We start from the raw sequence: 24,674 nt of genomic DNA on the forward strand, positions 1-24,674 counted from the left end.
GCGCGGCACAAACCTCCGCAGCCGGACGGCAAACGCACCGCGATCCTCAATCGCGGATGATGACTCGCCGAAGCCATCTGTCAGGCGTTCACGGCCTCGGAACGAAGAGCAGTCGACTGACAGTCGACTCTACATAGCCCCGTGCAACGGCGGCGGATACTGGCGGCCGGCACGCAACGGGCGGAAGTACTCGGCATCTGCATAGAAGTCGGCGTCCTGTCTCTCGTGCCAGCCCGGAACTCCAGCCAACGGCAGCGGACGCAACTGCAGGGGATCGGTCACTGCCCTGCCTTCGGCAATGGCCGCGGTCACCGCGTCAACACAGGTGTCATCGGCTTTGCCGAGCACCACCACGCACTTGCCCACCAGCCGGCGGCCCGGCAGCAGCGCCTGCTCCATCAGCGCGTGCCCGAATACCGCAGCGATGGCGATGTCGCCGCTCAGCCAGTGTCTCGATTCGAACAGCGCACACCAGTCGTGCACATCCCAGGCAGCCAGCAGCCTGTGATCGCGCACACGCACGATCACGCCGGTTTCGTCGAACTGGGTCAGTGCCGCCTGCGCGCGGTTGCGCTGGCCCGGCGGCATCGCCTCGATATGCCGGCATTGCTGCGCATTGAGCGCCTGCTTGAGCTGCGGGTATCGGGCCCACACCAGTGCGTTGAACAGGTCATGCCAGTTGTCGGCGCGGGTGGCGATGCGGCCCTGTGCGATGCGGGCTTCGTAGTGCAGGCCGTCGGCCAGCAGCGTGGCATCCTGCTCGACCAGCTGCTTGCCCGGTAGCGCGAGACGTGCCTCGAGCGCTGCAATGGACGGCCACTCCGGGCCTTCCAACAGATCACGAACGTCGCGCAATCCGGCAAACACCGGGTGCCCGAACACCTGTGGATCGACCGCCGCACGCGGCGGCGGCACGAAGCGGCGGGCGCCGCTGCCGTCACCGGCGGCGGCCGTCGCCGCGGTCACAGCATCTTGAGATCGAATGCCGGGCGGGTGGCGGCCGGCAGCGCGTCACCGTACAGGTCGTGCTCGTCGCTCTCGGTGATGTCCACGTCGACGAACTCACCCACGCGCAACGGCACCTGGTCGGCATTCTGGATGTGCACCAGGCCATCGATCTCCGGGGCATCGGCCTTGGAACGGGCCACCGCGATATCGCCTTCGATGGCGTCGACCAGGCACTGCTGCACGGTGCCGATCTTGGCCTCCAGGCGCGCAGCGGAAATCTGCGCCTGCTTTTCCATGAAGCGGGCCAGGCGCTCCTGCTTCACTTCCTCCGGAACCGCATCCGGCAGGTCGTTGGCGGTGGCACCCTCGACCGGCGAATAGGCGAACGCGCCGACGCGGTCCAGCTGCGCTTCGTCGAGGAACGACAGCAGCTCTTCAAATTCGGCCTCGGTCTCGCCGGGGAAGCCGACGATGAAGGTGGAACGCACAGTGATGTCCGGCGCGATACGGCGCCAGTTCTGCACGCGCTCCAGGGTCTTCTCGACCGCGCCGGGGCGCTTCATCAGGCGCAGGATGCGTGGGCTGGCGTGCTGGAACGGGATGTCCAGGTACGGCAGGATGCGGTTTTCGGCCATCAGCGGCACCACCTCGTCCACGTGCGGGTACGGGTAGACGTAGTGCATGCGCACCCACGCATCCAGCTCGGACAGGCCTTCGCACAGCGCCTTCAGGCGGGTCTGGTAGGCCTTGTCGCGCCACATCTTCTCGGCGTACTTCACGTCCACGCCGTAGGCCGAGGTGTCCTGCGAAACCACCAGCAGCTCGCGCACGCCACCACGCACCAGGCGCTCGGCTTCACGCAGCACTTCATCCACCGGGCGCGAAACCAGCTTGCCGCGCATCGACGGAATGATGCAGAAGCTGCACTTGTGGTTGCAGCCCTCGGAAATCTTCAGGTAGGCATAGTGACGCGGGGTCAGCTTGATGCCGTAGTCGGGCACCAGGTCCACGAACGGATCGTGCTTGGGCGGCAGCGCTTCGTGCACCGCTTCCATCACGCTCTGGTAGTCCTGCGGGCCGGACACCGCCAGCACGTTGGGGTACGCCTCGCGGATCTGCTCCGGGCGCTTGCCCAGGCAGCCGGTGACGATGACCTTGCCGTTCTGGTTCATCGCCTCGCCGATCGCGTCCAGCGACTCGGTCACCGCCGAATCGATGAAGCCGCAGGTATTGACCACCACCACGTCGGCCGAATCGTAGGACGGCACGATGTCGTAGCCTTCCGAGCGGAGCTGGGTAAGGATGCGTTCGGAATCGACAAGGGCCTTCGGGCAGCCAAGGCTGACGAAGCCGACTTTGGGGTTCAGCTGGGACATGGAATCGCGGGACTCTGGGGGCCTGGGCCCCTGCCGTCGTGGCAGGGGTTCCTGGGGGCCGGGGCCTGAAAGGGCGCCAGTATACCGGGGTTGGCGGCCGCGCTCTGAATGGCCAGCCGCCCGATCACGCACAGCCGCTGACACCGCGCTAACCCACGCAGCGCCGACAATGCGGTTCTGTTCCCCGCAACGAGATGGAAACGATGGCCGAGTGGATCACCCTGGATACGCATCACGGCCCGGTACGGGCCTGGCACGCCCTACCGGAGGGCACCCCGCGTGGCGGGCTGGTGGTGGTGCAGGAAATCTTCGGCGCCAACCCGCACATCCGCGGCGTGGCCGAGCGCTTCGCGGCCGAAGGCTATGCGGTGCTGGCGCCGTCCTTTTTCGACCTGATCGACGGCACAGAAGCCGATCCGGATGCCCTGCCCTATGACGCCGACGGCGTGAAGCAGGGCCTGAAACGGGTGACCGCACTGGGCATGGAGAAGGCGCTGGAGGTGGTCCGTGCCGCAGCGACCCGGCTGGCCCCCTACGGCAAGGTCGGCACGGTGGGCTACTGCTGGGGCGGCACGGTGGCGATGCTGTCGGCCCTGCGTCTGGGCCTGCCCTCGGTCAGCTACTACGGTGCGCGCAACGTCCAGTTCCTGGATGAGACACCCAAGGCACCGGTGATCTTCCACTTCGGTGCCCAGGACAAGAGCATTCCGCCGGAAGCCGTGCAGGCCCATCGCGAGAAGCTGCCGCAGATGGCCACCTTCGTCTATCCGGCCGACCACGCCTTCAACCGGGAGGTCGGACATGCGTATGATCCAGACAGCGCCACCCTGGCGCTGCAACGCACCCTGGACTTCTTCTCGGAGCATCTTGGATGAGCGAATTCGAACTCGATTCACGCCTGGCCACCGATAGCGTGCTGGTGGCGGAAGGACCGTTGTCGCAAGTGCGGCTGATGAACGACGAACGATTCCCCTGGCTGGTGCTGGTACCGCGCCTGGCCGGGGTGACCGAGTGGATCGAGCTGGACGGCGAGCAGCAGGACAAGCTGCGCACCGAGCTCAACCGCGCCTGCAAGGCCCTGAAGGGCGCCGACGGGGTGGAGAAGATCAATATCGGGGCGCTGGGCAACATCGTGCGCCAGCTGCACTTCCATGTGATCGGCCGCCATGACGGCGACCCCGCGTGGCCGGGCCCGGTCTGGGGCAGTGGCCCCGCGCACCGCTACGAGCCGGGTGCGCTGGACCAGCATGTCGCCTACTGGAAGGAACGGCTAGGATATCCAGCCCAGTCCTGAGCGTTTGCCGACCCGATGCGATTCAACCTCGTTGCCGCCGTCCTGCTGATCCTGATCGGCCTGTTCATGCTCGCCAGCAACCTCGGCTGGACGCACCTGAACCTGTCCAAGCTGCTGTTGACCTGGTGGCCGGCGGCACTGGTGGGCGTGGGCATCGCGATGCTGTTCGGTCGCGGGAAATAAGCTGGCGCCGGGCCATGCCCGGCGAGCGCAGCGTGTGGCCGCACCCATGAAAACGCCGGGCATGCCCGGCGTTTTCGTCATGCGATGGCGCGCCGCTCAGGTCCGCGGCAGGGTCACGCCGGTCTGGCCCTGGTACTTGCCACCACGATCGCGGTACGACGTCTCGCAGATGTCATCGGCGGCCGCCTGGAAGAACAGCATCTGCGCCACGCCTTCATTGGCGTAGATGCGTGCCGGCAGCGGCGTGGTGTTGCTGAATTCCAGGGTGACGTGGCCTTCCCACTCCGGCTCCAGCGGGGTCACGTTGACGATGATGCCGCAGCGCGCGTAGGTGCTCTTGCCCAGGCACACCACCAGGGTGTCGCGCGGGATGCGGAAGTACTCCACGGTGCGCGCCAACGCGAAGCTGTTGGGCGGGATGATGCATTCATCGCCGACGATATCCACGAAGCTGCCCGGGTCGAAGTGCTTGGGATCGACGATGGTCGAGTTGATGTTGGTGAACACCTTGAACTCGCGCGAGCAGCGCACGTCGTAGCCGTAGCTGGAGGTGCCATAGCTGACGATGCGCTCGCCGTTGGCCTGCTTGACCTGCCCGGCCTCGAACGGCTCGATCATGCCGTGCTGCTCGGACATGCGGCGGATCCAACGGTCACTCTTGATGCTCATGCTTTGTCCTGGGGTACGAGGGGGCGCGAGGATTCTAGCAGGGGGCCGGGCGTCGCCGGCGGCCCCTGCCCTGGCACTTACAGCAGCGACGACAGGATCGGGATCGAGGCACGCGGACGCTTGCCAACCTCCTCGATCAGGCGCTGGGCGGCATGGCGGTAGGCCTGGGCCGGGACCGAATCCGGCTGGGCCACGGTGATCGGGGTACCGGAATCGCCCTGCTCGCGGATGCCGATCTGCAGCGGCAACGAACCCAGCAACGGCACGCCGTACTGCGCGGCCATGCGCTCGCCGCCGCCCTCGCCGAACAGGTGCTCGACATGCCCGCAGCTGCTGCAGGTATGCACCGCCATGTTCTCGACGATGCCGAGCACCGGCACCTCGACCTTCTCGAACATCTTCAGCGCCTTCTTCGCATCCAGCGTGGCGATGTCCTGCGGGGTGGTGACGATCACCGCGCCGGCCAGCGGGATCTTCTGGGTCAGGGTCAGCTGGATGTCACCGGTGCCCGGTGGCAGGTCGATCAGCAGGTAGTCCAGGTCATCCCACAGGGTGTCATTGAACAGCTGGGTCATCGCCGAGGTGGCCATCGGTCCACGCCAGATCATCGGCGTGTCTTCTTCGATCAGGTAGCCGATCGACATGGTGTCCACGCCGAACGCACGCAGCGGCTCGATGCTCTTGTTGTCCGGGCTTTCCGGGCGACCGGACAGGCCCAGCATGGCCGGCACGCTCGGCCCGTAGATGTCCGCATCAAGCACGCCCACGCGTGCGCCGAGCTGCTGCAGGGCCACGGCCAGATTGACCGCAGTGGTCGACTTGCCGACGCCGCCCTTGCCCGAACCAACCGCGATCACGTTGCGGATGCGGGCATGCGGCGTAAGTCCCTTCTGGACCTGGCTTGCATGGGGACGGCGGGGAGAACTGTTCACAACGAGCACCGGCGGGGTCAGGGGGAATAACCGAGCATCATACAAGCTGGACGTAACCTGACTGAAATTCAGGATTGCTACAGATTCGTGCACAGATTGTTAAGTTCATGTTACGTTCGACCCGCACTGTTTTGGGCTGCGGAGCTGGCATTTCCAGCCCGCGCGATGGCGCATGCGCAGTGCCGTTTTTGTTTTTGCTCTCCAATGGAACTACATGAACTACGTAAGCAACACCGCACGTCGCAACACGCTCGCCGTCGCCCTGATTTCCGCTCTGATGGCCGCCGCCCCGGCAATGGCCCAGGACAAGGCGACCAACCTGGACAAGATCACCGTCACCGGTTCGCTGATCCCGCAGACCCAGGTTGAAACCCAGACCCCGGTGATGTCCATCACCGCCCAAGACATCCAGACCCGCGGCTTCAGCAGTGTTGCTGAAGTGCTGCAGCAGTCGTCGCTGACCACCGGCGGCCTGCAGGGTGGCCAGACCTCGGGTTCGTTCACCCAGGGCGCCGAAGCTGCCGGCATGTTCGGCCTGAACCCGGGCTACACCAAGTACCTGATCAACGGCCGCCCGATGCTCTCGTATCCGGCGCTGTACAACGGCAGCGAAACCTTCAACAACATCAGCGGCATTCCGATCGACATCGTCGAGCGCATCGAAGTGCTGCCGGGCGGCCAGTCCTCGCTGTACGGCTCGGACGCAATCGCCGGTGTGGTCAACATCATCCTGAAGGAGCGCATGGACGGCGGCACCATGACCCTCCGTGGCGGCACCTACACCGAAGGCGGTGGCAGCAACATCCGCTTCAGCGCCGCCAAGGGCATCAACGCCTTCGACGACCGCTTCCATGCACTGTTCAACGTGCAGATCGAGAACGGCAGCCCGATCTGGGGCTACCAGCGCGACATCACCCGCCAGAACAACCCGGTCGGCTACACCGCCCAGGTTCCGTCGAACGACTTCGCCGTCATCACCAACGCTGACAACAAGCTGCTGATGATGGACCCGAGCCGTTGCGCGAACGTCGCTGGGCTGTATGACGGCACCACTGTGGTCGGCCAGCGCCCGTCGGGCGAGTCCTGCGGTTCGGTGTACAGCGCCGGCTACAAGACCCTGAAGAACGGCAAGAACAGCGGCCAGTTCTACTCGTCGATGACCTTCGACGTGAACGACAACTTCCAGCTGTTCGCCGATGTGCTGTACAGCAAGGAAAAGACCGAGTTCACCTCCGGCTCCAGCGCCCTGTGGTGGGGCACTAAGTCGAGCCTGGGCAGCTTCTACGACCAGGGCCTGGGCAAGGTCGTGAACCTGCAGCGCGCCTTCGCGCCGGAAGAAATCGGCCCGGGCCACTACAACAACATCATGAACTCCGACGAAAGCCGTGCCTACCAGGTCACCCTGGGCGGCAAGGGCATGGTCGGCGACTGGGACTACAGCGCCAGCTTCACCCGTGGTGAGTACCGCCTGGACCAGAACCGCTTCGTGCGCTGGAAGGACAAGATCGATGGCTTCTTCGGCGACAACGTGCTGGGCCCCAAGCTGGGCACCACCGCTGATGGCTTCGACATCTACAACCCGGACTACGCGGCCTTCTACTCGCCGATCACTCCGGACCAGTTCGCCAGCTTCACCGGCTACGGTACCCACCGCAGCAAGACCTGGCAGAACCTGGGCCGCGTACAGGTGACCAACGGCTCGCTGTTCAGCCTGCCGGGCGGTGACGCCGGCCTGGCCGTTGTGCTGGAAGGTGGCAGCGAAGGTTGGGACTACTCGCCGGACCAGGCGTTCGTCAAGGGCAACGTGTGGGGCACCACCGCCGTCGCCGGCGCCGGCCACCGCAGCAACTACGCGGTCACCAGCGAGCTGCGCATGCCGCTGCACGACAAGCTGACCGTCAGCGCGTCGGGCCGCTATGACGCCTTCAAGATCGCCGACAAGACCGTCGACAAGGCCACCTACAGCATCGGTGTGGAATTCCGTCCGATCGAGAGCCTGCTGCTGCGCGGCAAGTACGGTACCGCCTTCCGCGCGCCGACCCTGTCCGATGCCTTCCAGGGCATGAGCGGTTCGTACTCGTCCGGCCAGAACGACTACTACCGCTGCAGCCAGCTGGGCTACGGCCTGCGTGACGAGGCCTGCTCGTTCTACAAGAACACCTCGGTGTACAGCGAAAAGTCCGGCAACCCGGACCTGAAGCCGATCACCGCCGACGTCTGGAGCGCAGGCGTGGTGTGGGCCCCGGTCAGCAACTTCTCGCTGTCGGCCGACTACTACAACTGGAAGATCAAGAACGAGGTCAAGACCCTCAGCAGCGACCAGCTGCTGCTGGCCGAGTACCAGTGCCACAACGGCCTGCCGAACAACACCTCGGCCAGCTGCGGTGACGTGACCAACTGGGTGTCCCGCGATGCCGGTGGCAACCTGACCCGCGTGTACACGCCGAAGCTCAACGTTGCCAGCCAGAACCTGGAAGCGGTGACCGTGGCGGCCAAGTACCAGCAGGATATCGGCCGCTTCGGCTCGCTGATGTTCTCCGGCAACTACACCAACATGCTGAAGCGTGAAGTGCAGCCGATGCCGGGTGCCGCCAAGCTGGATCTGCTGAGCGATCCGTACAACATGTGGTACTACGACAACTTCGCCAAGGTCCGCGGCGATCTGTCTGTGGCCTGGAACATCGCCAAGTTCACCACCACCGTGTACGCCAACTACGTCGGCAGCACCCCGAACTACCTGGCCTACACCGGCCGCAGCTACGGCTACGTCCACTCCTCCGGCGCCAAGGCCGGCAAGTGGGGTTCGTACACCACGTACAACCTGAGCATGAACTACCAGGCACAGGAAGATCTGGTCCTGTCGCTGATGGTCAACAACGTGTTCAACAAGCTGCCGGAAGGCCAGCGCTACAACTACCCGGGCAACGAATCGACCCCGTTCAATGACGGCTTCTACAGCGTCTACGGCCGCCAGATCTCGGCCCAGGTCAAGTACAACTTCTGATCCCGTCGTTTTCCGGACTTCGTGTCTGGACCAGGCCCCGCTTCGGCGGGGCCTTTTTTTTGGTTCCAGGAAGCCTTCGGTAAAGCATTGATGCAGAAGCAGCAAATGCACTACGAAAGAATGTCTTTCATATCGCCATCTTTTGAAACACTCCAAAACAATTGGCGTTAGTCATTGATATACCGCCATTTTTCAGGCAAAAGCCCGATTGACGAAATGACGATCGTGTGTTCCCTGCGTTAAGTGCGTGTTACGGTCCGGCTGAATGGAATGCAACTGAACAGATCGCTAAGCCGACACGGAAGCCGGTAGCCAAGACATCGCTCACTACGGGGATTTTCCATGTCTCGCCATCGTTCCACACTCTCGCGCCACCCACTGACGCTCGCCCTGCTCGGCACACTGCTCGCCTCCGGCACGGCCCTGGCGCAAAGCGGCAACGCACCGACCCAGCTTGACCGCGTGACGGTCACCGGTTCGCTGATTCCGCAGACCGAGATCGAGAACCACACACCGGTCCTGACCGTGACCGCCGAGGACATCCAGACCCGCGGCTTCACCAGCGTTGCCGATGTCCTGCAGCAGTCCTCGCTGTCCACTGGCGGCCTGCAGGGTGGCCAGACCTCGGCCTCGTTCACCCAGGGCGCCGAAGCCGCCGGCATGTTCGGCCTCAGCCCGGGTTACACCAAGTACCTCATCAACGGCCGCCCGATGCTTTCATATCCGGCGCTGTACAACGGCGGCGATACGTTCAACAACATCAGCGGCATTCCGATCGACATCGTCGAGCGCATCGAGATCCTGCCGGGCGGCCAGTCCTCACTGTATGGCTCCGATGCGATCGCTGGCGTGGTCAACATCATCCTCAAGGAACGCATGGATGGTGGCGTCCTCAACGTCCGTGGCGGCGCCTACAGCGAAGGCGGCGGCAACAGCTTCCGCTTCAGCGGCGCCCGCGGCTTCAATGGTGTCGATGACCGCTTCCACGCGCTGGTCAACGTGCAGTACGAAAAGACCAGCCCGATCTGGGGCTACCAACGCGATCTGACCAAGGTCAACAACCCCGACGGCTACAGCCCGCAGTACGTTTCCAACGATTTCCTGGTGCTGCTGCCGGCCAACAACAACCGTTACGCGATGATGGACCCGAACCTGTGCGCCAACGTCGCCGGGCAGTTCGATGGCACCACCGTGCTCGGCACCCGCCCCACCGGCCAGGCATGCGGCTCGACCTATGGCACCGGCTACAAGACCATCAAGAACGGCAAGGAAAGCGCGCAGATCTACAGCTCTGCCACCTTCGACGTGAATGACAATTTCCAGCTGTTCGGCGATGCGCTGTACAGCCTGGAAGAGGTCAAGTACGCGACGGGTTCCGGCTACACCTGGTGGGGCACCTCTTCCGGTTGGGGCCGCTTCTACGACCAGGCCAGCGGCCAGTACATGAACCTGCAGCGCGTGTTCGCCCCGGAAGACATCGGCGGCGCCGGCTACCGCGACATCATGAACACCGACCGCAACAAGGCCTATCAGGTGACGCTGGGCGGCCGCGGCACGGCCGGCAACTGGGACTACAGCCTCAGCTTCACCCGCGGCGAGTACAAGCTGACCGAGCGCAACTTCGTGCGCTGGAATGACCCGATCAACGATTACTTCGAACAACGCGTGCTCGGCCCGGTGCTGGGAACCACCAGCACCGGCTACGACATCTACAGCCCGAACTGGGAAGCGTTCTACGCGCCGCTGCCGGCCGGTGACTTCCAGACCTTCACCGGCTACAGCTACAGCCAGAGCCGCACCTGGCAGAACCTGGCCCGTGCACAGGTCACCAATGGATCACTGTTCAAGCTGCCCGGTGGCGACGCCGGCCTGGCCGTGGTCGTTGAAGGTGGAAGCGAAGGCTGGGACTACAGCCCCGATCCGGGCCTGATGGATGGCAGCGTCTGGGGCACCACGGCGGTCTCCGGTGCTGGCCACCGCAGCAACTATGCGGTGACCGGCGAACTGCGCCTGCCCCTGCATGACATGCTGACGGTGACCGGTTCCGGTCGCTACGACGCCTTCAAGATCGGCAGCAACACCGTCGACAAGTCCACCTACAGCATCGGCGTCGAGTTCCGTCCGATCGAAAGCCTGCTGTTCCGCGGCAAGTACGGTACGGCGTTCCGCGCTCCGACCCTGTCCGACGCATTCCAGGGCCGTAGCGGCTACTACGCCAACGGCTCCACCGACTACTACCGCTGCGGCCAGTTGGGCTACGACCCGGCCAACACCACCGGCTGCCCGTATGACAGCGTCTCGGTGTTCGGCACCCGCGCCGGCAACCCGGACCTGGAACCGATCACCGCCGACGTCTGGAATGCAGGTGTTGTGTGGGCACCGATCAACAACCTGTCGCTGTCGGTGGACTACTACAACTGGAAGATCAAGAACGAGGTCGATACGCTCAGCTCCGACCAGCTGCTGCTGGCTGAGTACTACTGCCGTGGCGGCCAGGCCAACAACACCTCGGCCAGCTGCCAGAACGTCAACGACTGGATCACCCGCGATGCGTCCGGCGTGCTGGACGAGATCTACACCCCGAAGATGAACGTCGCCCGCCAGAACCTGGAAGCGCTGACCGCCAGCTTCAAGTACGTGCACGACATGGGCCGCTTCGGTTCGCTTCAGTTCTCGGGCAACTACACCGACATGCTCAAGCGCGAACTGCAGCCGCAGCCGGGCGATGAGTTCCTGGACCTGCTGCGTGACCCGTACGCGATGTGGGTGTACGACTCGTACGCCAAGGTGCGCGCCGATGGTTCGGTCGGCTGGGCCAAGGACAAATGGACCACCACCCTGTATGCCAACTACATTGGCAAGACGCCGAACTACATGGCGTACGTGGGCAATGGCTACGACTACGTCCACAGCTCCGGCTACAAGGCAGGCAAGTGGGGCTCCTACACCACTTACAACCTGAGCGTGAACTACCGTGCATTGGACAACCTGACCCTGTCGCTGATGGTCAACAACGTGTTCAACAAGATGCCGGACAACCAGCGCTTCAGCTTCGCCGGCACCAGCGGCCAGCCGTACAACAATTACCTGTACAACGCCTACGGGCGTGCCATCTATGTGCAGGCCAAGTACGAGTTCGGCGATCACTGATCCAGGCCCTTGCCGCACCAAAGACCCCGCCCCGGCGGGGTCTTTTTTTGCTGGCCGTCCCTCCAGGGCGTGACGCGCGCCCGGGCATTCACGCCAAGTTGACTGGATTCACGTCTTCGTTCATCTTCAGGTCATATTGATGTGCCCGCCACAAGGACCCTGCCGACCATGGAACTGCGCTTGTCCCCCGCCCGCCTTGGCGCCGCCGCACTGGCGGCGCTGTGCATTGCCCCTGCCCTCGCAAGCCCTCTGCCAGCCGAGGATTTCGCCAAGATCCCCACCATCCAGTCGGTCACCATGAGCGCCGACGGCAAGCAGCTGGTCGCGATCGTCGCCGCGCCCGGCAGCGACAACAGCGATACCGCCCTGGCCAACTGGAACCTGGATAACCTCGGCGCCGGTCCGGTCGCCATCACGCCATCCGGTGACCGGATGAAGTTCATCGCGGCAAGCGCACTGAAGGCGGGACGCAACCTCGTCATCGGGCGCCAGGAATGGACAGGCAAACTCGGCGGCTGCGGTGAAGGCAACAGTACGGGAGCCACCAAGACCTTCCTGACCAAGGCCTACCTCACCGACGCCACCCAGACCAAGTTCGACGAGGCGTTCGCCAACAACACCCGCACGCTCGGGGTCAGCCCCGAGACCCTTCGCTGCCTCGAACTTGCGGGTACCGCCTCGCTCGTCCATGGGCTGCCGCTGGATGCAGACAGGGTCATCATCAGCCAGCTCAATGAGGCCACGCTGCAGGCCAACTACTATCGCTTCAACCTGCGCACGGGCCAGACCGAACTGCTGTTCAAAGGCAGCTCCCGCACGTCACCCGGCCTGTTCCATCCCCGCACAGGTGAAGTCCTTACCCAGACCCAGGTCGAATCCGCCGGCTCCGACGATTTCGAACAACGCATTCTGATCAAGAACAGCGCCGGCCAGTTCGAAGTGCACGCCCCCCTGACCACCCGACTGAGCGAACGCTATACGGTGGAAGTCGTCGGCATAGACGATGACAGCGGCAAGCTGTACGTGCTGACCGACCAGTTCTCGGATCTGGTGCAGGCGCGACTGTACGATCCTGCCAAAAAGGAGTTCGACAAGGAGCCTCTGGCCGCCCATCCCTCCTTCTCGATCAGTTCACTGATCCTGGGCACGCGCAAGAGCAACTTCAACCAGGTCCTCGGCTTCTATATCGACGGTCCGCAGCGACAGGCCGTGTACGTGGATCCGCAGATGAAGGCCCTGCAGGAGGGCCTGCAGAAAGCCTATCCCGGCCTGAGCATCTACATCACCGGCTACAACGACGACCTTTCGCGCGTCCTGTTCACCACGGAAAGCAACCGCAACCCGAAGAGCTACTTCATCCTGGCTGATCGCAAGAATGTCGTGCCGCTGGGCAGCGAGCGCCCCTGGGTGGACAGCAAGCAGATCGGTGAACAACGCTGGGTGACCTACACCGCACGCGATGGGCTGCAGATTCCAGCGATTCTGGATCTCCCGCCGGGCTGGAAGCAGGGCGACGGCCCGCTGCCGGCACTCGTTCATCCGCACGGCGGGCCGTGGGCACGCGACTACACCGGCTGGGATGCATCCGGCTGGGTGCCGTTCTTCACTTCGCGCGGCTACGCCGTGTTGCGCCCTCAGTACCGCGGCAGCGCCGGCCTTGGCCGCAAGCTCTGGCTGGCAGGTGACGCCGAGTGGGGCCAGAAGATGCAGGACGACAAGGATGACGGCGCCGCCTGGCTGGTCTCACAGGGCATCGCCGCCAAGGACCGTATCGCGATCTTCGGCTATTCCTACGGCGGCTTCGCGGCTGCCGCCGCGACAGTGCGCAGCCCCTCCCCTTACCAGTGCGCCATCGCTGGCGCCCCGGTCACCGATCTTGGCCGGCTGGGCACCTCCTGGAGCCAGAACCGCCTGCAACGCATCCTGCAGGGGCGCACGGTGAAGGGCATGGACCCGATGCAGAACACTGCGAAGGCCACGATTCCTCTGCTGACCTTCGTCGGCGACCGTGACGTACGCACGCCGTCCTTCCATGCGAGGAACTTCTACAACGGCGTACAGGGCAAGGTCCCAGCCCGGTTCGAGCTGATCCCCGACATGCCGCACAGCATGCCGTGGTACCCCGCGCACTTCCGGACGACATTGACGCTCATGGCCGACTACCTGAGCAAGGATTGCGGCCCCGGCGGCCTCTGATCCCTCCCCGGGCACCCTCGCTTTCACCAAGCCCCTGCCGGCCAGGCAGGGGCTTTTTCATGCCCCAAATACTGAATTTCCCCATAACAACAGCAAGTTAAGAGATTTTAATATTCATGTTGCATTTACTTTACGCGACTCATACACTCCATTAACCGAAGCATAACAAGTGGGGATCAAACCGAAATGCGCAACGCCAACCGCCAATATAAGCCAAGCCGCGTCCCGTTGACTCTTGCTGTGCTGGCCTGCCTGCAGGTCGCACCGGCTCTGGCCCAGGAATCCACCCAGCAGGAAGCAAAGGCGTCAAGCAGCTCAAGCACTTCCACCCGCGCAACCGATCTTGACAAGGTCACAGTCACCGGCTCCCTGATCCGCCGTGCGGACTACGAGACCACTTCGCCGGTGTTCACCATCAACGCCGAAACCAACGCGAAGCAGGGCCAGGTCAACGTGGCCGAGTTCCTGCAGAAGTCGGCCATCGGTTCGGCCGAAACCCAGATCACCCACCAGTTCGGCGGCTTCGTCGTGGACGGCGGCACCGGCGTACAGACCGTGTCGCTTCGCGGCCTGGGCGCCAACCGCACCCTGGTGCTGCTCGATGGCCAGCGCCCCGGCCCGGCCGGTACCCGTGGCGCCGTCGGCGCCTTCGACCTGAACGTCATTCCCACCGCCATCCTGCAGCGTGCCGAGATCGTGAAGGACGGTTCGTCCTCGATCTATGGTTCCGACGCCGTGGCCGGTGTGGTCAACCTGATCACCAAGAAGAACATCGAGCGCCCGGAGCTGACCGTTACCGGCCGCGTCCCGACCGAAGGCGGCGGTGAAGTGTTCTCGGCGTCGCTGGCCAATGGCTGGAACTTCGAGAAGGGCAGCATCATCGCTGCCGTCGAGTGGTATCAGCACAACGAGCTGACCCGCGGCGACCGCGACTTCCTCAACTGCAGCAACGACCTGGTCAAGGACGCCGACGGCAACCGCATCGACCGCGAAGATCGTTCGCTCAATGCCGGTACGCCGCTGGCCAACTGCGTCAACATGCTGCACAACGTGGTCGACATCGGCAGCACCCGCTATGTGCCGTCGGGTGATGGCACCACTGTCGGCCCGCTGCCGGGCTACCGCCCGCGCAAGACCCAGAGCTACGCGCGCGGCCAGGCCTTCTTCGATGAGCCGGTGAACTTCGCGCGCTGGGGCCAGGGCCACATCATCAACAAGCAGGAGCGGAAGACCGCCTACGTGGCCACCGACTTCGGCTTCGATTCGGTCAACTGGAAGACCCAGTTCCTGTTCAACCGTCGCGAAACCGAGACGTTCTCCTGGCGCCAGTTCTTCCCGTATGCCTACATCCCGGGTACCGAGATCGTCGCCAACCCGGTGATGCTGTTCAAGTCCCAGCAGGATGTCACCGTCGATTACTTCTACGCCGCCACCAAGCTTGACGGCCTGTTCAAGGGCACCGACACCTGGGCGTGGGAAGTCAACGCGAACTTCAGCCACTCCAGTGGCAAGTACGGCAATCTGGCCATCCAGGCCTCCAAGAGCGGCGACCTGGACTACACCGACGCGCCGCCGGCGGTGAACTACTTCGACCCGGACTACCTGAGCGGCCGCAAGGTCGACGAGCTGGTCGACAAGCTCGGTGCGTGGGACTGGGGCAAGACCACTTACAAGCAGGCTACCATCAACGCCGTCGTCAGCGGCGACCTGTTCGAGATGCCGGCCGGTGCGGTCGGTTTTGCGGGCGGCCTGGAATACCGCTATTACTCGCTCAACGACCAGCCGAGCGAACTGTCCCGCACTGGCGACATCTGGGGCTCGTCCTCGGCTGATGTGACCAAGGGCAACGACAAGGTCAAGGAAGCCTTCGTCGAGTTCGACGTGCCACTGCTGAAGGGCCTGCCGGCGGTGGAATCGCTGAGCCTGAACGCCTCGGGTCGCGTGTTCAAGTACGACAACGTTGCCGATTCGGACAATGTCTGGAAGGTCGGCTTGAACTGGCAGGTCATTCCGTCGCTGCGTCTGCGCGGTTCGATCGGCACCTCCTACCGCGCGCCGGGCCTGTATGAGCTGTACCTTGGCAACGAGACTGGTTTCTTCCAGCAGGCGAACGATCCGTGCGTACGCTGGGGTGAAAGCTCCAATACCAATTACCAGGCCAACTGTGCGGCCGCAGGTATCCCGGCCGACTATGCCGGCGGCGGCAGCAGCGGCACGGTGTACCGCCAGGGCGGTGGTAATTCGCTGATTCCGGAAACTTCGCGTGCGAAGACCGCCGGTATCGTGTTCACCCCGACCTTCGCCAACCTGAGCGTGGCCATCGATTACTTCGACTACGAAGTGAGCAATGAAATCGCGCAGCTGGGCAGCACCAACGTCATGCGTGGCTGCTACGGCGGCACGGTGTACCCGAACAGCTACTGCGATCTGCTGACCCGCAATCCGGCCAGTGCTACCCAGCCGTATGCGGTGACCCAGATCCAGAACAAGTTCATCAACATCAACAAGCAGCGCACCCGTGGCTACGACCTGACCGCAAACTTCGACCACGATTTCTCGTTCGGCAAGTTCTCGGCCGAGACCCAGGTCACCTACACGATCGAAGACACCCAGGAAGTGTTCTCCAGCGCAGCTGCGAGCGGCCTGGAATCCTCGGAGCTGCTGGGTGACATCGGCCGTCCGAAGGTGGTGGGCAACCTGGCGCTGAGCCTGACCCGTGGTGACTGGTCGTACAACTGGCTGACCACCTACATCCACAAGACCGAAGACATCGATCTGAGCCCGGTGTTCACCTACCAGGGTCGTCCGAACTCCTATCGTGACATCGTGGCCGACTCGCGCATCTACCACACCGCTTCGGTCAGCTACGCGCAGGCCGATTGGGAAATCCTGGTGGGCGTCAGCAACATCTTCAACAAGACCCCGCCGTTGGTTTCCATCGGTGTCGCCGATTCCCGCTACGGCAACGTACCGGCCTTCGCCACCCAGTACGACTACTACGGCCGCACCCCGTTCGTGCGTCTGAAGTACAAGTTCTGATCCACGCCTGATCGCAGTACCCCGACAGACCCGGCTTTTGCCGGGTCTGTCTTTTCCGGCCCACGAAGCGGCCCCCTTGCGCCCGGCCATGACCTTCGACACCCTTGCAGGGCAGGCCGGCGGCGTATTGTTCGGCCCACGGCCGTCCCCGCGGCCCTTCCCTGACTCACTCGGCCTGGAGGCCATCAAAGTGACCCGTACTCCCAAGATCGTGCTGCTGACCCTGGCCGTTTCGGCCGCGCTGGTCGGCTGCGGCAAGAACGAAACCCCGGCCAAGGACGCCACCGCCTCCACGCCGGCCGCGGCCGAAGCCACCAACTACACGCTGGACGAGAGCAAGCTGCCGGCCTACAACGCCTTCCAGCCCAGCGATCTGGATGCCAGCAAGGACGCCTGTGGCGCCTTCGGCGACTACGTCAACAGCAAGTGGCTGGCCGCCAATGAAATTCCGGGCGACCGCACCAGCTGGGGCGCGTTCACCATCCTCGACGAGCGTTCGGTGGCCGTGCAGCACCAGCTGGCTGAACAGGTCGCGCAGGTCAAGAACCCGAACCATATCGAGAAGATCGTCGGCGACCTGTGGGCCACCGGCATGGACGAAGCCAAGATCAATGCCCAGGGCATCGAGCCGCTGAAGGCCGACCTGACCGCGATCGACGGCCTGCAGGACAAGGCGGCCATCGCCGACTACCTGCGCAGCAGCGCGGCCAAGGGTGACAACGTCCTGTTCGGCTTCGGCGCCGAAGCCGACTTCAAGAACTCGGCCGTCAACCTGGCCTACGCCAGCCAGGGCGGCCTGGGCCTGCCGGACAGCACCTACTACACCGATGCCAAGAACGCCGACAAGCTGAAGGCCTACCAGGCGCACGTCGCCAAGGTGCTGGAGCTGTCCGGCGTCGCCGCTGCCGACGCTGCCAAGCAGGCCGAGGACGTGGTCAAGTTCGAGACCCGCCTGGCCAAGGCCTCCAAGTCGCGCGTGGAGCTGTCGCGCAACGTCGAGCTGTACTACAACCCGGTCACCCTGGCCGACGCGGACAAGCTGACCCCGAACTTCAGCTGGACCGAGTTCTTCAAGTCGCAGGGCGTAGCCGCGCCGGAGAAGTTCTCGCTGGCCATGCCGGCCTTCCATGAGGAAGTGAGCAAGGCGCTGGGTGATACCGATCCGTCGGTGTGGCGCGCCTACCTGCGCTTCCACACCGTGGACAGCGCCTCGCCGTACCTGGCCGATGCCTTCGTGCAGGAGAACTACGAGTTCTACGGCAAGACCCTCAATGGCCAGAAGGAACAGAAGCCGCGCTGGAAGCGCGTGCTGGGCACCATCGAGAACGACGCCGGTGAAGCCTTCGGCCAGCTGTACGTGAAGGTTGCCTTCTCGCCGGAAGCCAAGGCGAAGATGGAAGAGCTGGTGAAGAACCTGGCCGCTTCGCTGAAGGAACGCATCCAGGGCCTGAGCTGGATGAGCGATGAAACCAAGGCCAAGGCCATCGCCAAGTGGGAAACCTTCACCCCGAAGATCGGTTACCCGGACAAGTGGCGTGACTGGGCGGGCCTGCAGACCCAGCGCGACAGCTACCTGGGCAATGTGCGCGCAGCCAGTGAGTTCAACTACAAGTTCAACCTGTCCAAGATTGGCAAGCCGGTGGACAAGACCGAGTGGGGCATGACCCCGCAGACGGTCAACGCCTACTACAACCCGCTGCAGAACGAGATCGTGTTCCCGGCCGCCATCCTGCAGCCGCCGTTCTTCGATCCGAAGGCCGACGACGCACTGAACTATGGCGGCATCGGTGCGGTGATCGGCCACGAAATGACCCACGGTTACGACGACCAGGGTGCACGCTTCGGGCCGACCGGCAACATGGAAGACTGGTGGACTGCCGCTGACAAGAAGAACTTCGAAGGCTTGACCGGCAAGCTGGTCAAGCAGTTCGACCAGTACAAGGTCGACGGCCAGGCCGTGAACGGTCACCTGACCCTGGGCGAGAACATCGCCGACCTGGGCGGCCTGGCTACCGCCTACGACGCCCTGCAGAAGGCCTCCGCCGGCAAGGAAGATGCAAAGGTCGATGGCTTCACCCGCGACCAGCGCTTCTTCTTCAACTGGGCCACCGTGTGGCGCACCAAGTACACCCCGGAAAACGCCAAGGTCCGCCTGGCCACCGACCCGCACGCGCCGGCGCAGTTCCGCGCCATGGGTGCGCCGTCGAACCTGCCGACCTTTGCCGCGGCCTTCCAGTGCAAGGCCGGTTCGCCGATGGCCCGCGCCGGCGAGCAGCAGGTGGTGATCTGGTAAGCCCTGGCTGATGCCAAGGTAGACCTGCAGAGGCCCGGGAACTCCCGGGCCTTTGTTTTTTGCGGCGCCCGTCATCCACGCATGGCGTGGATCTGCTGCGCCTGTGCAGGCCCACGCCATTGGCAGATGCCGACCTTGGTCGGCGCACGGCACGGCGGAGCCACCGTGATGCATGCATGCGGTGTCGATGCCACACACCCGGTAGCGCCGGGCCATACCCGGCGGATGCGCCGTGATGCGTGCATGCCGCGCCCATGCGCGGCTTGCTATAGTGCGCGCGCCCTCAATCCATCACGGATTCGTTCCACATGCCCAATTTCCGTCCGCTTGCCATCGCCCTGGGCATCAGCCTGGCGACTCTGGTCCCGACCCACGATGCCTTCGCCGCCAAGAAAAAGGCCGCGCGTGCCCCGGCTGTCAGTGCCCAGTGCAGCGACTTCTACGACGCCACCAATGCAGGCTGGCTGAAGGCCAACCCGGTGCCGCAGACCGGCGCCACCACCGCGCTGGGCCAGCTGGTCGACCGCAGCCGCCAGCAGCAGCGTGAACTGCTCGACGCAGCGATGAAGGCGCCGCAGGGCAACGTTCAGAAGCTGCTGGGTGACTTCTGGGCCAGTGGCCTGGACGAAGCGGCCGTGGAAGCAGACGGCTCCAACCCGATCGCCCCGCTGCTGACCCGCATCAACGCCATCAAGAAGGCCAAGGATGTGCCGGCCTCGATCGCCGCACTGCACCAGGTCGGCATCCCGGTGGCATTCAACTTCGGCCCCGACGTCGATCTGAAAGCGCTGGACCGTCACATCGGCTACTTCATGCAGGGCGGCATGGGCCTGCCGGATCCGGCGTTCTATACCCGCACCGACGCCGACACCGTGGCGCTGATGGGCCGCTACCGCAACTACGTCAAGCAGATCCTGGCGCTGACCGGCACCCCGGCGGCCAAGCTGGATGCCGAGTCGCAGGCAGTGATCGCGCTGGAAACCGAGCTGGCACGCAATGCACAGTCGCTGGCCGGCATCAACAACCCGTTCAACAACTACGCGCCGATCTCCACCAAGGAGCTCAACAGCCGCTACCGCAACCTGCAGCTGGATGCCTTCCTGAAGGCACAGGGCGTGGATGACGACCTGGTCTCGCTGGCCGACCCGGGCCTGTTCAAGCAGCTCGACGGCATGGTCACCAAGCTCAAGCCGGACCAGTGGAAGGCCTACCTGCGCTGGCGCGTGGGCGACTCGATGGCGCCGTACCTGTCCAAGGCCTACCGCGACGCCGAGTTCGAATTCCGCGGCCGCGTGCTGCGTGGCGAAACCCTGCCGCCGCAGCGCTGGGAAGACGTGCTGGAGGCGATCAACGTAGCCGCTGGCCCGATGGTCGGTCGCGAATACGCTGCCCGTTACCTGTCCGCCGAAGATCGTCGCCAGGCGGCGTGGATCGTCGACAAGGTGCGCGAAGTGCAGATCGAGGCGGTCAAGAACAGCAGCTGGATGAGCACCGAAGCCAAGGCCGAAGCGCAGGCCAAGCTGGCTGCGCTGAAGATCGAGATCGGCACCCCGCTGCGCGACCTCGACTACAGCGTGCAGCCGATGGGCCGCGGTTCGTTCGGTGGCAACATGCTGATTGCTTCGACCTGGCGCCATCGCGAGGAAATGAAGCGCATCGGCAAGGGCAACGCCGACCGTCGCTGGGACGTGCTGCCGCAGCAGCCTTCGCTGGCCTACGATCTGGCCCAGAACCGCCTGATCGTCACCGCCGCGATCCTGCAGGGCCCGGTGTTCAACGCCAAGGCCGACGCTGCCGACAAGTTCGGTAGCTTCGGTGGCCTGGTCGGCCATGAGCTGACCCGCGCGATCGATGCCAAGGGCGCGCTGGTCGACGCCAAGGGCGAGCTGCGCAGCTGGTGGACCCCGGCCGACAAGACCGCCTGGACCCTGCTCGGTAACCGCGTGGCCGCGCAGTACAGCGCCTACGACTTCCCGGGCGTGAAGGGTGCCAAGGTCAACGGCACGCTCACCCAGGAGGAGAACCTGGCCGACATCGCCGGTCTGGAACTGGCCTGGGCGGCGTATGTCGCGCAGGAGCCGAAGGCCAAGCAGGCCCAGCAGCAGGGCTTCTTCCGCGCCTGGTCTGCGCTGTGGGCGCAGCAGCTGGCGCCGAACGAGGCCGTACGTCGCCTGACCGCCGACATCCGTGCACCGGGCCTGTGGCGCAGCAACGGCACGCTGGCCAACCTGCCGGCCTTCGGCGCCACCTTCAGCTGCAAGGCCGGCCAGCCGATGCAGCGCAGTGAAGCCGAACAGATCAAGGTCTGGCGCTGATCCAGCTGCCACACGGGTAACGCAGAGGGCGCCTTCGGGCGCCCTCCTTTTTTGCAGGTGCAGCACGATCCCGGATTAACACCGCGCATGCTATCGCTGCGGCTTCGTCCAACGTGGAGCCCCGACATGGCACACAAGAACACGATCTGTGTCTGGTATGACAACGGCGCACTCGAGGCCGCCACCTTCTACGCCAGTATCCTGCCCGACAGCGCGGTGACCGCCGTGCATCACGCCCCCGGTGACTATCCGGACGGCAAGGAAGGCAACGTACTGACCGTTGAATTCACGGTCTGCGGCATCCCCTGCGTCGGCCTCAACGGCGGCACCGCGTTCAAGCACAGCGAAGCGTTTTCCTTCCAGATCCAGACCGAGGACCAGGCCGAGACCGACCGCCTGTGGAATGCGATCGTCGGCAACGGTGGCCAGGAGAGCCAATGCGGCTGGTGCAAGGACCGCTGGGGCATTTCCTGGCAGATCAGCCCGCGCATGCTCATCGAAGCGGTGACCAGCCAGGACAAGGCACTGGCCAAGCGCGCATTCAACGCGATGATGCCGATGAAGAAGATCGACATCGCCACCATCGAAGCAGCGATCAAAAAAGGGGACGGAGGGGATTAAGTCGTTTTTCCCCATTGCCGGTGACCCCATGCGAATTGCGACTTAATCCCCTCCGTCCCCTTTTTCGCGAGGTGCAGATGACCTGGGATGCGATCATCGTTGGCGGTGGCCACAACGGCCTGGTCTGCGCGGCCTATCTGGCGCGTGCCGGAAAGAAGGTGCTGGTGCTGGAACGTCGCGGCGTTCTTGGCGGCGCTGCGGTCACCGAGGAATTCCATCCCGGCTTCCGCAATTCAGTCGCCTCGTACACGGTCTCGCTGCTGCAGCCGAAGGTGATCGACGACCTGCAGCTGCATGCGTATGGGCTGCGCATCGTCGCGCGCCCGGCCAACAACTTCCTGCCATTGCCCGACGACCGCTATCTGTTGTCGGCACCTGGCCGCACTCAGGCCGAAGTGGCGAAGTTCTCCGAGCGGGATGCGCAGCGCTTGCCCGCGTACGAGGAACGCCTGGAAATCTTCGCCGACGTACTGCGCGCATGGGCTCTGCGCGCGCCGCCCGACCTGGGTGTAGCAGGCGGTTGGCGTGCGCTGCCCGCACTATGGCAGATGGGGAAACTCGGCCGCGAACTGGCGGCGCTGGATGCGCCACTGCGGCAGGAACTGCTGGACCTGTTCACGCTGTCGGCGGCGGAGTACCTGGACCGTTGGTTCGAGAGCGAGCCGATCAAGGCGCTGTTCGGCTTTGATGGCATCGTCGGCAACTACGCAAGCCCGTATACAGCGGGCAGTGCCTACGTGCTGCTGCACCACGTATTCGGCCAGTGCAATGGCGTAAAGGGTGCGTGGGGCCACGCGATCGGCGGCATGGGCGCGATCAGCCAGGCCATCGCCAGTGCGGCGCGCGAGGCCGGGGCCGAACTGCGCGTGGATGCCGGTGTGCAACAGGTACTGACCGAACAAGGCCGCGTCGTGGGGGTGGAACTGCCCAACGGCGAAACCCTGCGTGCTCGCGCGGTGGTGGCCAACGTCAATCCGAAGCTGCTGTACGAACAGCTGCTGGAGCCGACGCAGGTACCCGCTGCCACACGCGAACGCATGACGAACTGGCGCTGCGGTTCCGGCACCTTCCGGATGAACGTGGCGCTGTCGCGGTTGCCGGACTTCCGTGCCCTGCCCGGCCCCGGCGATCACCTCAGCGCCGGCATCATCATGGCCCCCAGCCTGGACTACATGGACCGCGCCTGGCTGGATGCGCGCCGCGAAGGCTGGTCGCGCGAACCGATCGTAGAGATGCTGATTCCGAGCACGCTGGATGATTCACTGGCGCCGCGCGGGCAGCATGTGGCCAGCCTGTTCTGCCAGCACGTGGCGCCGGTACTGCCCGACGGGCGCCACTGGGATGATCACCGTGAGACTGTGGCGGACCTGATGATTGCCACCGTCGAACGGTATGCGCCCGGCTTTGCCGGCAGCGTGCTCGGTCGGCAGGTGCTGTCGCCGCTGGATCTGGAACGCACCTTCGGCCTGGTCGGCGGCGACATTTTCCATGGCGCGCTCAGTGCCAACCAGCTGTTCTCGGCTCGACCGATGGTCGGCCAGGCCGGCTACCGCGGCGCCCTTCCGGGGTTGTATCTGTGTGGGTCGGGTACCCATCCCGGTGGCGGTGTGACCGGTGCGCCCGGGCACAATGCCGCGCAGGTGGTGTTGCAGGATATGTAGAGCCTCGCCATCGTGGAGGCGCGTGTACCCCGTCGCCTGCATCATCTGCTGTTGGTAGGTGCCAACCTTGGTTGGCACGAGGCAGCAAAGCGTGCCGACCAACGGTCGGCACCTACAGCGTCAAATGATCCCATTCAAAGCGTGCCAACCTAGGTCGGCACCTACAGCGTCAAATGATCCCATTCAAGGCGTGCCAACCAAGGTTGGCACCTACCCGCGTGAAGCGAGGCGCATCGCGCCTCACTTCACGCTGCGCAGATGGTTGGGGCGCTTCGGCGGGCCAGGCGGGCGGCGCTTGTTGAACGGCGGCTGCCCGCGCCAGTAGCGGATCAGCAACCAGCCGAACAGCATGCCGCCGAGGTGTGCGAAGTGGGCCACGCCCGGCTGCCAGCCGGTCATGCCCAGCACCAGCTCGCCCACACCGAACAGGATCACGAAGGTACGCGCCTTCATCGGGATCGGCGGGAACAGCAGCATCACCCGCTGGTTGGGGAACAGCATGCCGTAGGCCAGCAGCAGGCCGAACACGCCACCGGAAGCACCCAGCACCGTGGCCGGGTTTTCCAGCAGCGTACCCACCAGCAGCTGGCAGACACCGGCACCGGCCACGCACACCAGGTAATACAGCAGGAAGCGCTTCTCGCCCCAGGTCTGCTCCAGCGGCGCGCCGAACATGAAGACCGCCAGCATGTTGAAGAACAGATGGCCGAAGCTGCCATGCAGGAAGCCATAGGTCAGCAGCTGCCACGGCTGGAAATTGCCGCCCGGCGAGAACGCATCGAAGCCCTGCTGCAACGGCTGCAGCATGAACGGCTCGAAGGTCTGCATGCCGAGCAGGAACGGCTGCTGCAGCAGGAACAGGATCGCGTTGGCGATCAGCAGGGCCTTGGTGACGGTTGGCAGTCGCGGGAACATGGGAGCACCGGCATGGAACGGCCTCCATCATAGCCGCAGCACCGTGTCTTGTTGGCGACCGGCAGGCGCGGCCTGTTC

At 64.4% G+C, this 24,674-nt stretch carries 16 protein-coding genes; 11 read left to right on the plus strand and 5 right to left on the minus strand.

Going from position 1 to position 24,674, the window contains the following annotated elements:
* Window positions 1–129 precede the first annotated feature (129 nt).
* Together ACSYAO_RS15710 and rimO are read right to left on the minus strand one after the other, a co-directional pair.
* Window positions 130–966, minus strand: a complete 837-nt coding sequence (locus tag ACSYAO_RS15710) for a DUF3025 domain-containing protein (RefSeq protein WP_049460700.1) — start codon at window positions 964–966, stop codon at window positions 130–132.
* Complete coding sequence (gene rimO, locus ACSYAO_RS15715; RefSeq protein ID WP_049398716.1) at window positions 963–2,324, minus strand: 30S ribosomal protein S12 methylthiotransferase RimO; 1,362 nt, start codon at window positions 2,322–2,324, stop codon at window positions 963–965. Before rimO ends, ACSYAO_RS15710 begins: the two co-directional genes overlap by 4 nt.
* A gap of 203 nt (window positions 2,325–2,527) precedes the next feature.
* Here rimO and ACSYAO_RS15720 point away from each other — a divergent pair, with 203 nt between their 5' ends.
* The 3 genes from ACSYAO_RS15720 to ACSYAO_RS15730 are packed head-to-tail and all read left to right on the plus strand — an operon-like array spanning window position 2,528 to window position 3,801.
* Window positions 2,528–3,199 (plus strand): dienelactone hydrolase family protein, encoded by a 672-nt coding sequence (locus ACSYAO_RS15720; RefSeq protein ID WP_049460703.1) that lies wholly within the window; start codon window positions 2,528–2,530, stop codon window positions 3,197–3,199.
* The gene (locus ACSYAO_RS15725; RefSeq protein ID WP_049398714.1) at window positions 3,196–3,618 is read left to right on the plus strand and encodes an HIT domain-containing protein; all 423 of its coding nucleotides are present in this window, start codon (window positions 3,196–3,198) and stop codon (window positions 3,616–3,618) included. Before ACSYAO_RS15720 ends, ACSYAO_RS15725 begins: the two co-directional genes overlap by 4 nt.
* 15 nt (window positions 3,619–3,633) lie before the next feature.
* Window positions 3,634–3,801: a LiaI-LiaF-like domain-containing protein gene (locus tag ACSYAO_RS15730; protein ID WP_049460705.1), complete on the plus strand. Its 168-nt coding sequence runs from the start codon at window positions 3,634–3,636 to the stop codon at window positions 3,799–3,801.
* 96 nt (window positions 3,802–3,897) lie between these two features.
* Here ACSYAO_RS15730 and dcd read toward each other — a convergent pair whose 3' ends face one another.
* Together dcd and apbC are read right to left on the minus strand one after the other, a co-directional pair.
* Window positions 3,898–4,470, minus strand: coding sequence for a dCTP deaminase (gene dcd, locus ACSYAO_RS15735; protein WP_010483020.1), 573 nt, complete (start codon window positions 4,468–4,470; stop codon window positions 3,898–3,900).
* Window positions 4,471–4,547: 77 nt separating this feature from the next.
* The gene (gene apbC, locus ACSYAO_RS15740; RefSeq protein WP_026347084.1) at window positions 4,548–5,402 is read right to left on the minus strand and encodes an iron-sulfur cluster carrier protein ApbC; all 855 of its coding nucleotides are present in this window, start codon (window positions 5,400–5,402) and stop codon (window positions 4,548–4,550) included.
* A gap of 214 nt (window positions 5,403–5,616) precedes the next feature.
* Between apbC and ACSYAO_RS15745 the strand changes: the two genes are divergently transcribed.
* The 8 genes from ACSYAO_RS15745 to ACSYAO_RS15780 all read left to right on the plus strand — a co-directional run bounded on the left by ACSYAO_RS15745 (window position 5,617) and on the right by ACSYAO_RS15780 (window position 23,681).
* Entirely contained in the window at window positions 5,617–8,406 is a 2,790-nt protein-coding gene (locus ACSYAO_RS15745; RefSeq protein WP_134951065.1) for a TonB-dependent receptor plug domain-containing protein, read from the plus strand.
* A gap of 342 nt (window positions 8,407–8,748) precedes the next feature.
* Window positions 8,749–11,556 carry a TonB-dependent receptor domain-containing protein gene (locus ACSYAO_RS15750; protein WP_049460709.1) on the plus strand — a complete coding sequence of 936 codons (2,808 nt, stop codon included), beginning with the start codon at window positions 8,749–8,751 and terminating at the stop codon, window positions 11,554–11,556.
* 168 nt (window positions 11,557–11,724) lie between these two features.
* Window positions 11,725–13,752, plus strand: a complete 2,028-nt coding sequence (locus ACSYAO_RS15755) for an alpha/beta hydrolase family protein (protein WP_107431283.1) — start codon at window positions 11,725–11,727, stop codon at window positions 13,750–13,752.
* Between the two features lie 186 nt (window positions 13,753–13,938).
* Window positions 13,939–16,791: a TonB-dependent receptor plug domain-containing protein gene (locus tag ACSYAO_RS15760; RefSeq protein WP_149909470.1), complete on the plus strand. Its 2,853-nt coding sequence runs from the start codon at window positions 13,939–13,941 to the stop codon at window positions 16,789–16,791.
* Window positions 16,792–16,981: 190 nt separating this feature from the next.
* A complete protein-coding gene (locus tag ACSYAO_RS15765; RefSeq protein WP_049398732.1) occupies window positions 16,982–19,084 on the plus strand; it encodes a M13 family metallopeptidase in 2,103 nt (700 codons plus the stop codon).
* 308 nt (window positions 19,085–19,392) lie between these two features.
* On the plus strand, window positions 19,393–21,399 hold the full coding sequence (locus ACSYAO_RS15770; RefSeq protein ID WP_049460715.1) for a M13 family metallopeptidase: 2,007 nt from the start codon (window positions 19,393–19,395) through the stop codon (window positions 21,397–21,399).
* Between the two features lie 126 nt (window positions 21,400–21,525).
* Window positions 21,526–22,020 carry a VOC family protein gene (locus ACSYAO_RS15775; protein ID WP_032128230.1) on the plus strand — a complete coding sequence of 165 codons (495 nt, stop codon included), beginning with the start codon at window positions 21,526–21,528 and terminating at the stop codon, window positions 22,018–22,020.
* Between the two features lie 77 nt (window positions 22,021–22,097).
* Entirely contained in the window at window positions 22,098–23,681 is a 1,584-nt protein-coding gene (locus ACSYAO_RS15780) for a phytoene desaturase family protein (RefSeq protein WP_049460726.1), read from the plus strand.
* 240 nt (window positions 23,682–23,921) lie between these two features.
* Here the strand turns inward: ACSYAO_RS15780 and ACSYAO_RS15785 are convergent, their stop codons facing one another.
* Window positions 23,922–24,596 carry a rhomboid family intramembrane serine protease gene (locus ACSYAO_RS15785; protein ID WP_005410509.1) on the minus strand — a complete coding sequence of 225 codons (675 nt, stop codon included), beginning with the start codon at window positions 24,594–24,596 and terminating at the stop codon, window positions 23,922–23,924.
* Between the last annotated feature and the right edge of the window lie 78 nt (window positions 24,597–24,674).

It is taken from the genome of Stenotrophomonas sp. STK16_22, assembly GCF_051984505.1.
Taxonomy (GTDB): Bacteria; Pseudomonadota; Gammaproteobacteria; order Xanthomonadales; family Xanthomonadaceae; genus Stenotrophomonas; species Stenotrophomonas maltophilia_A.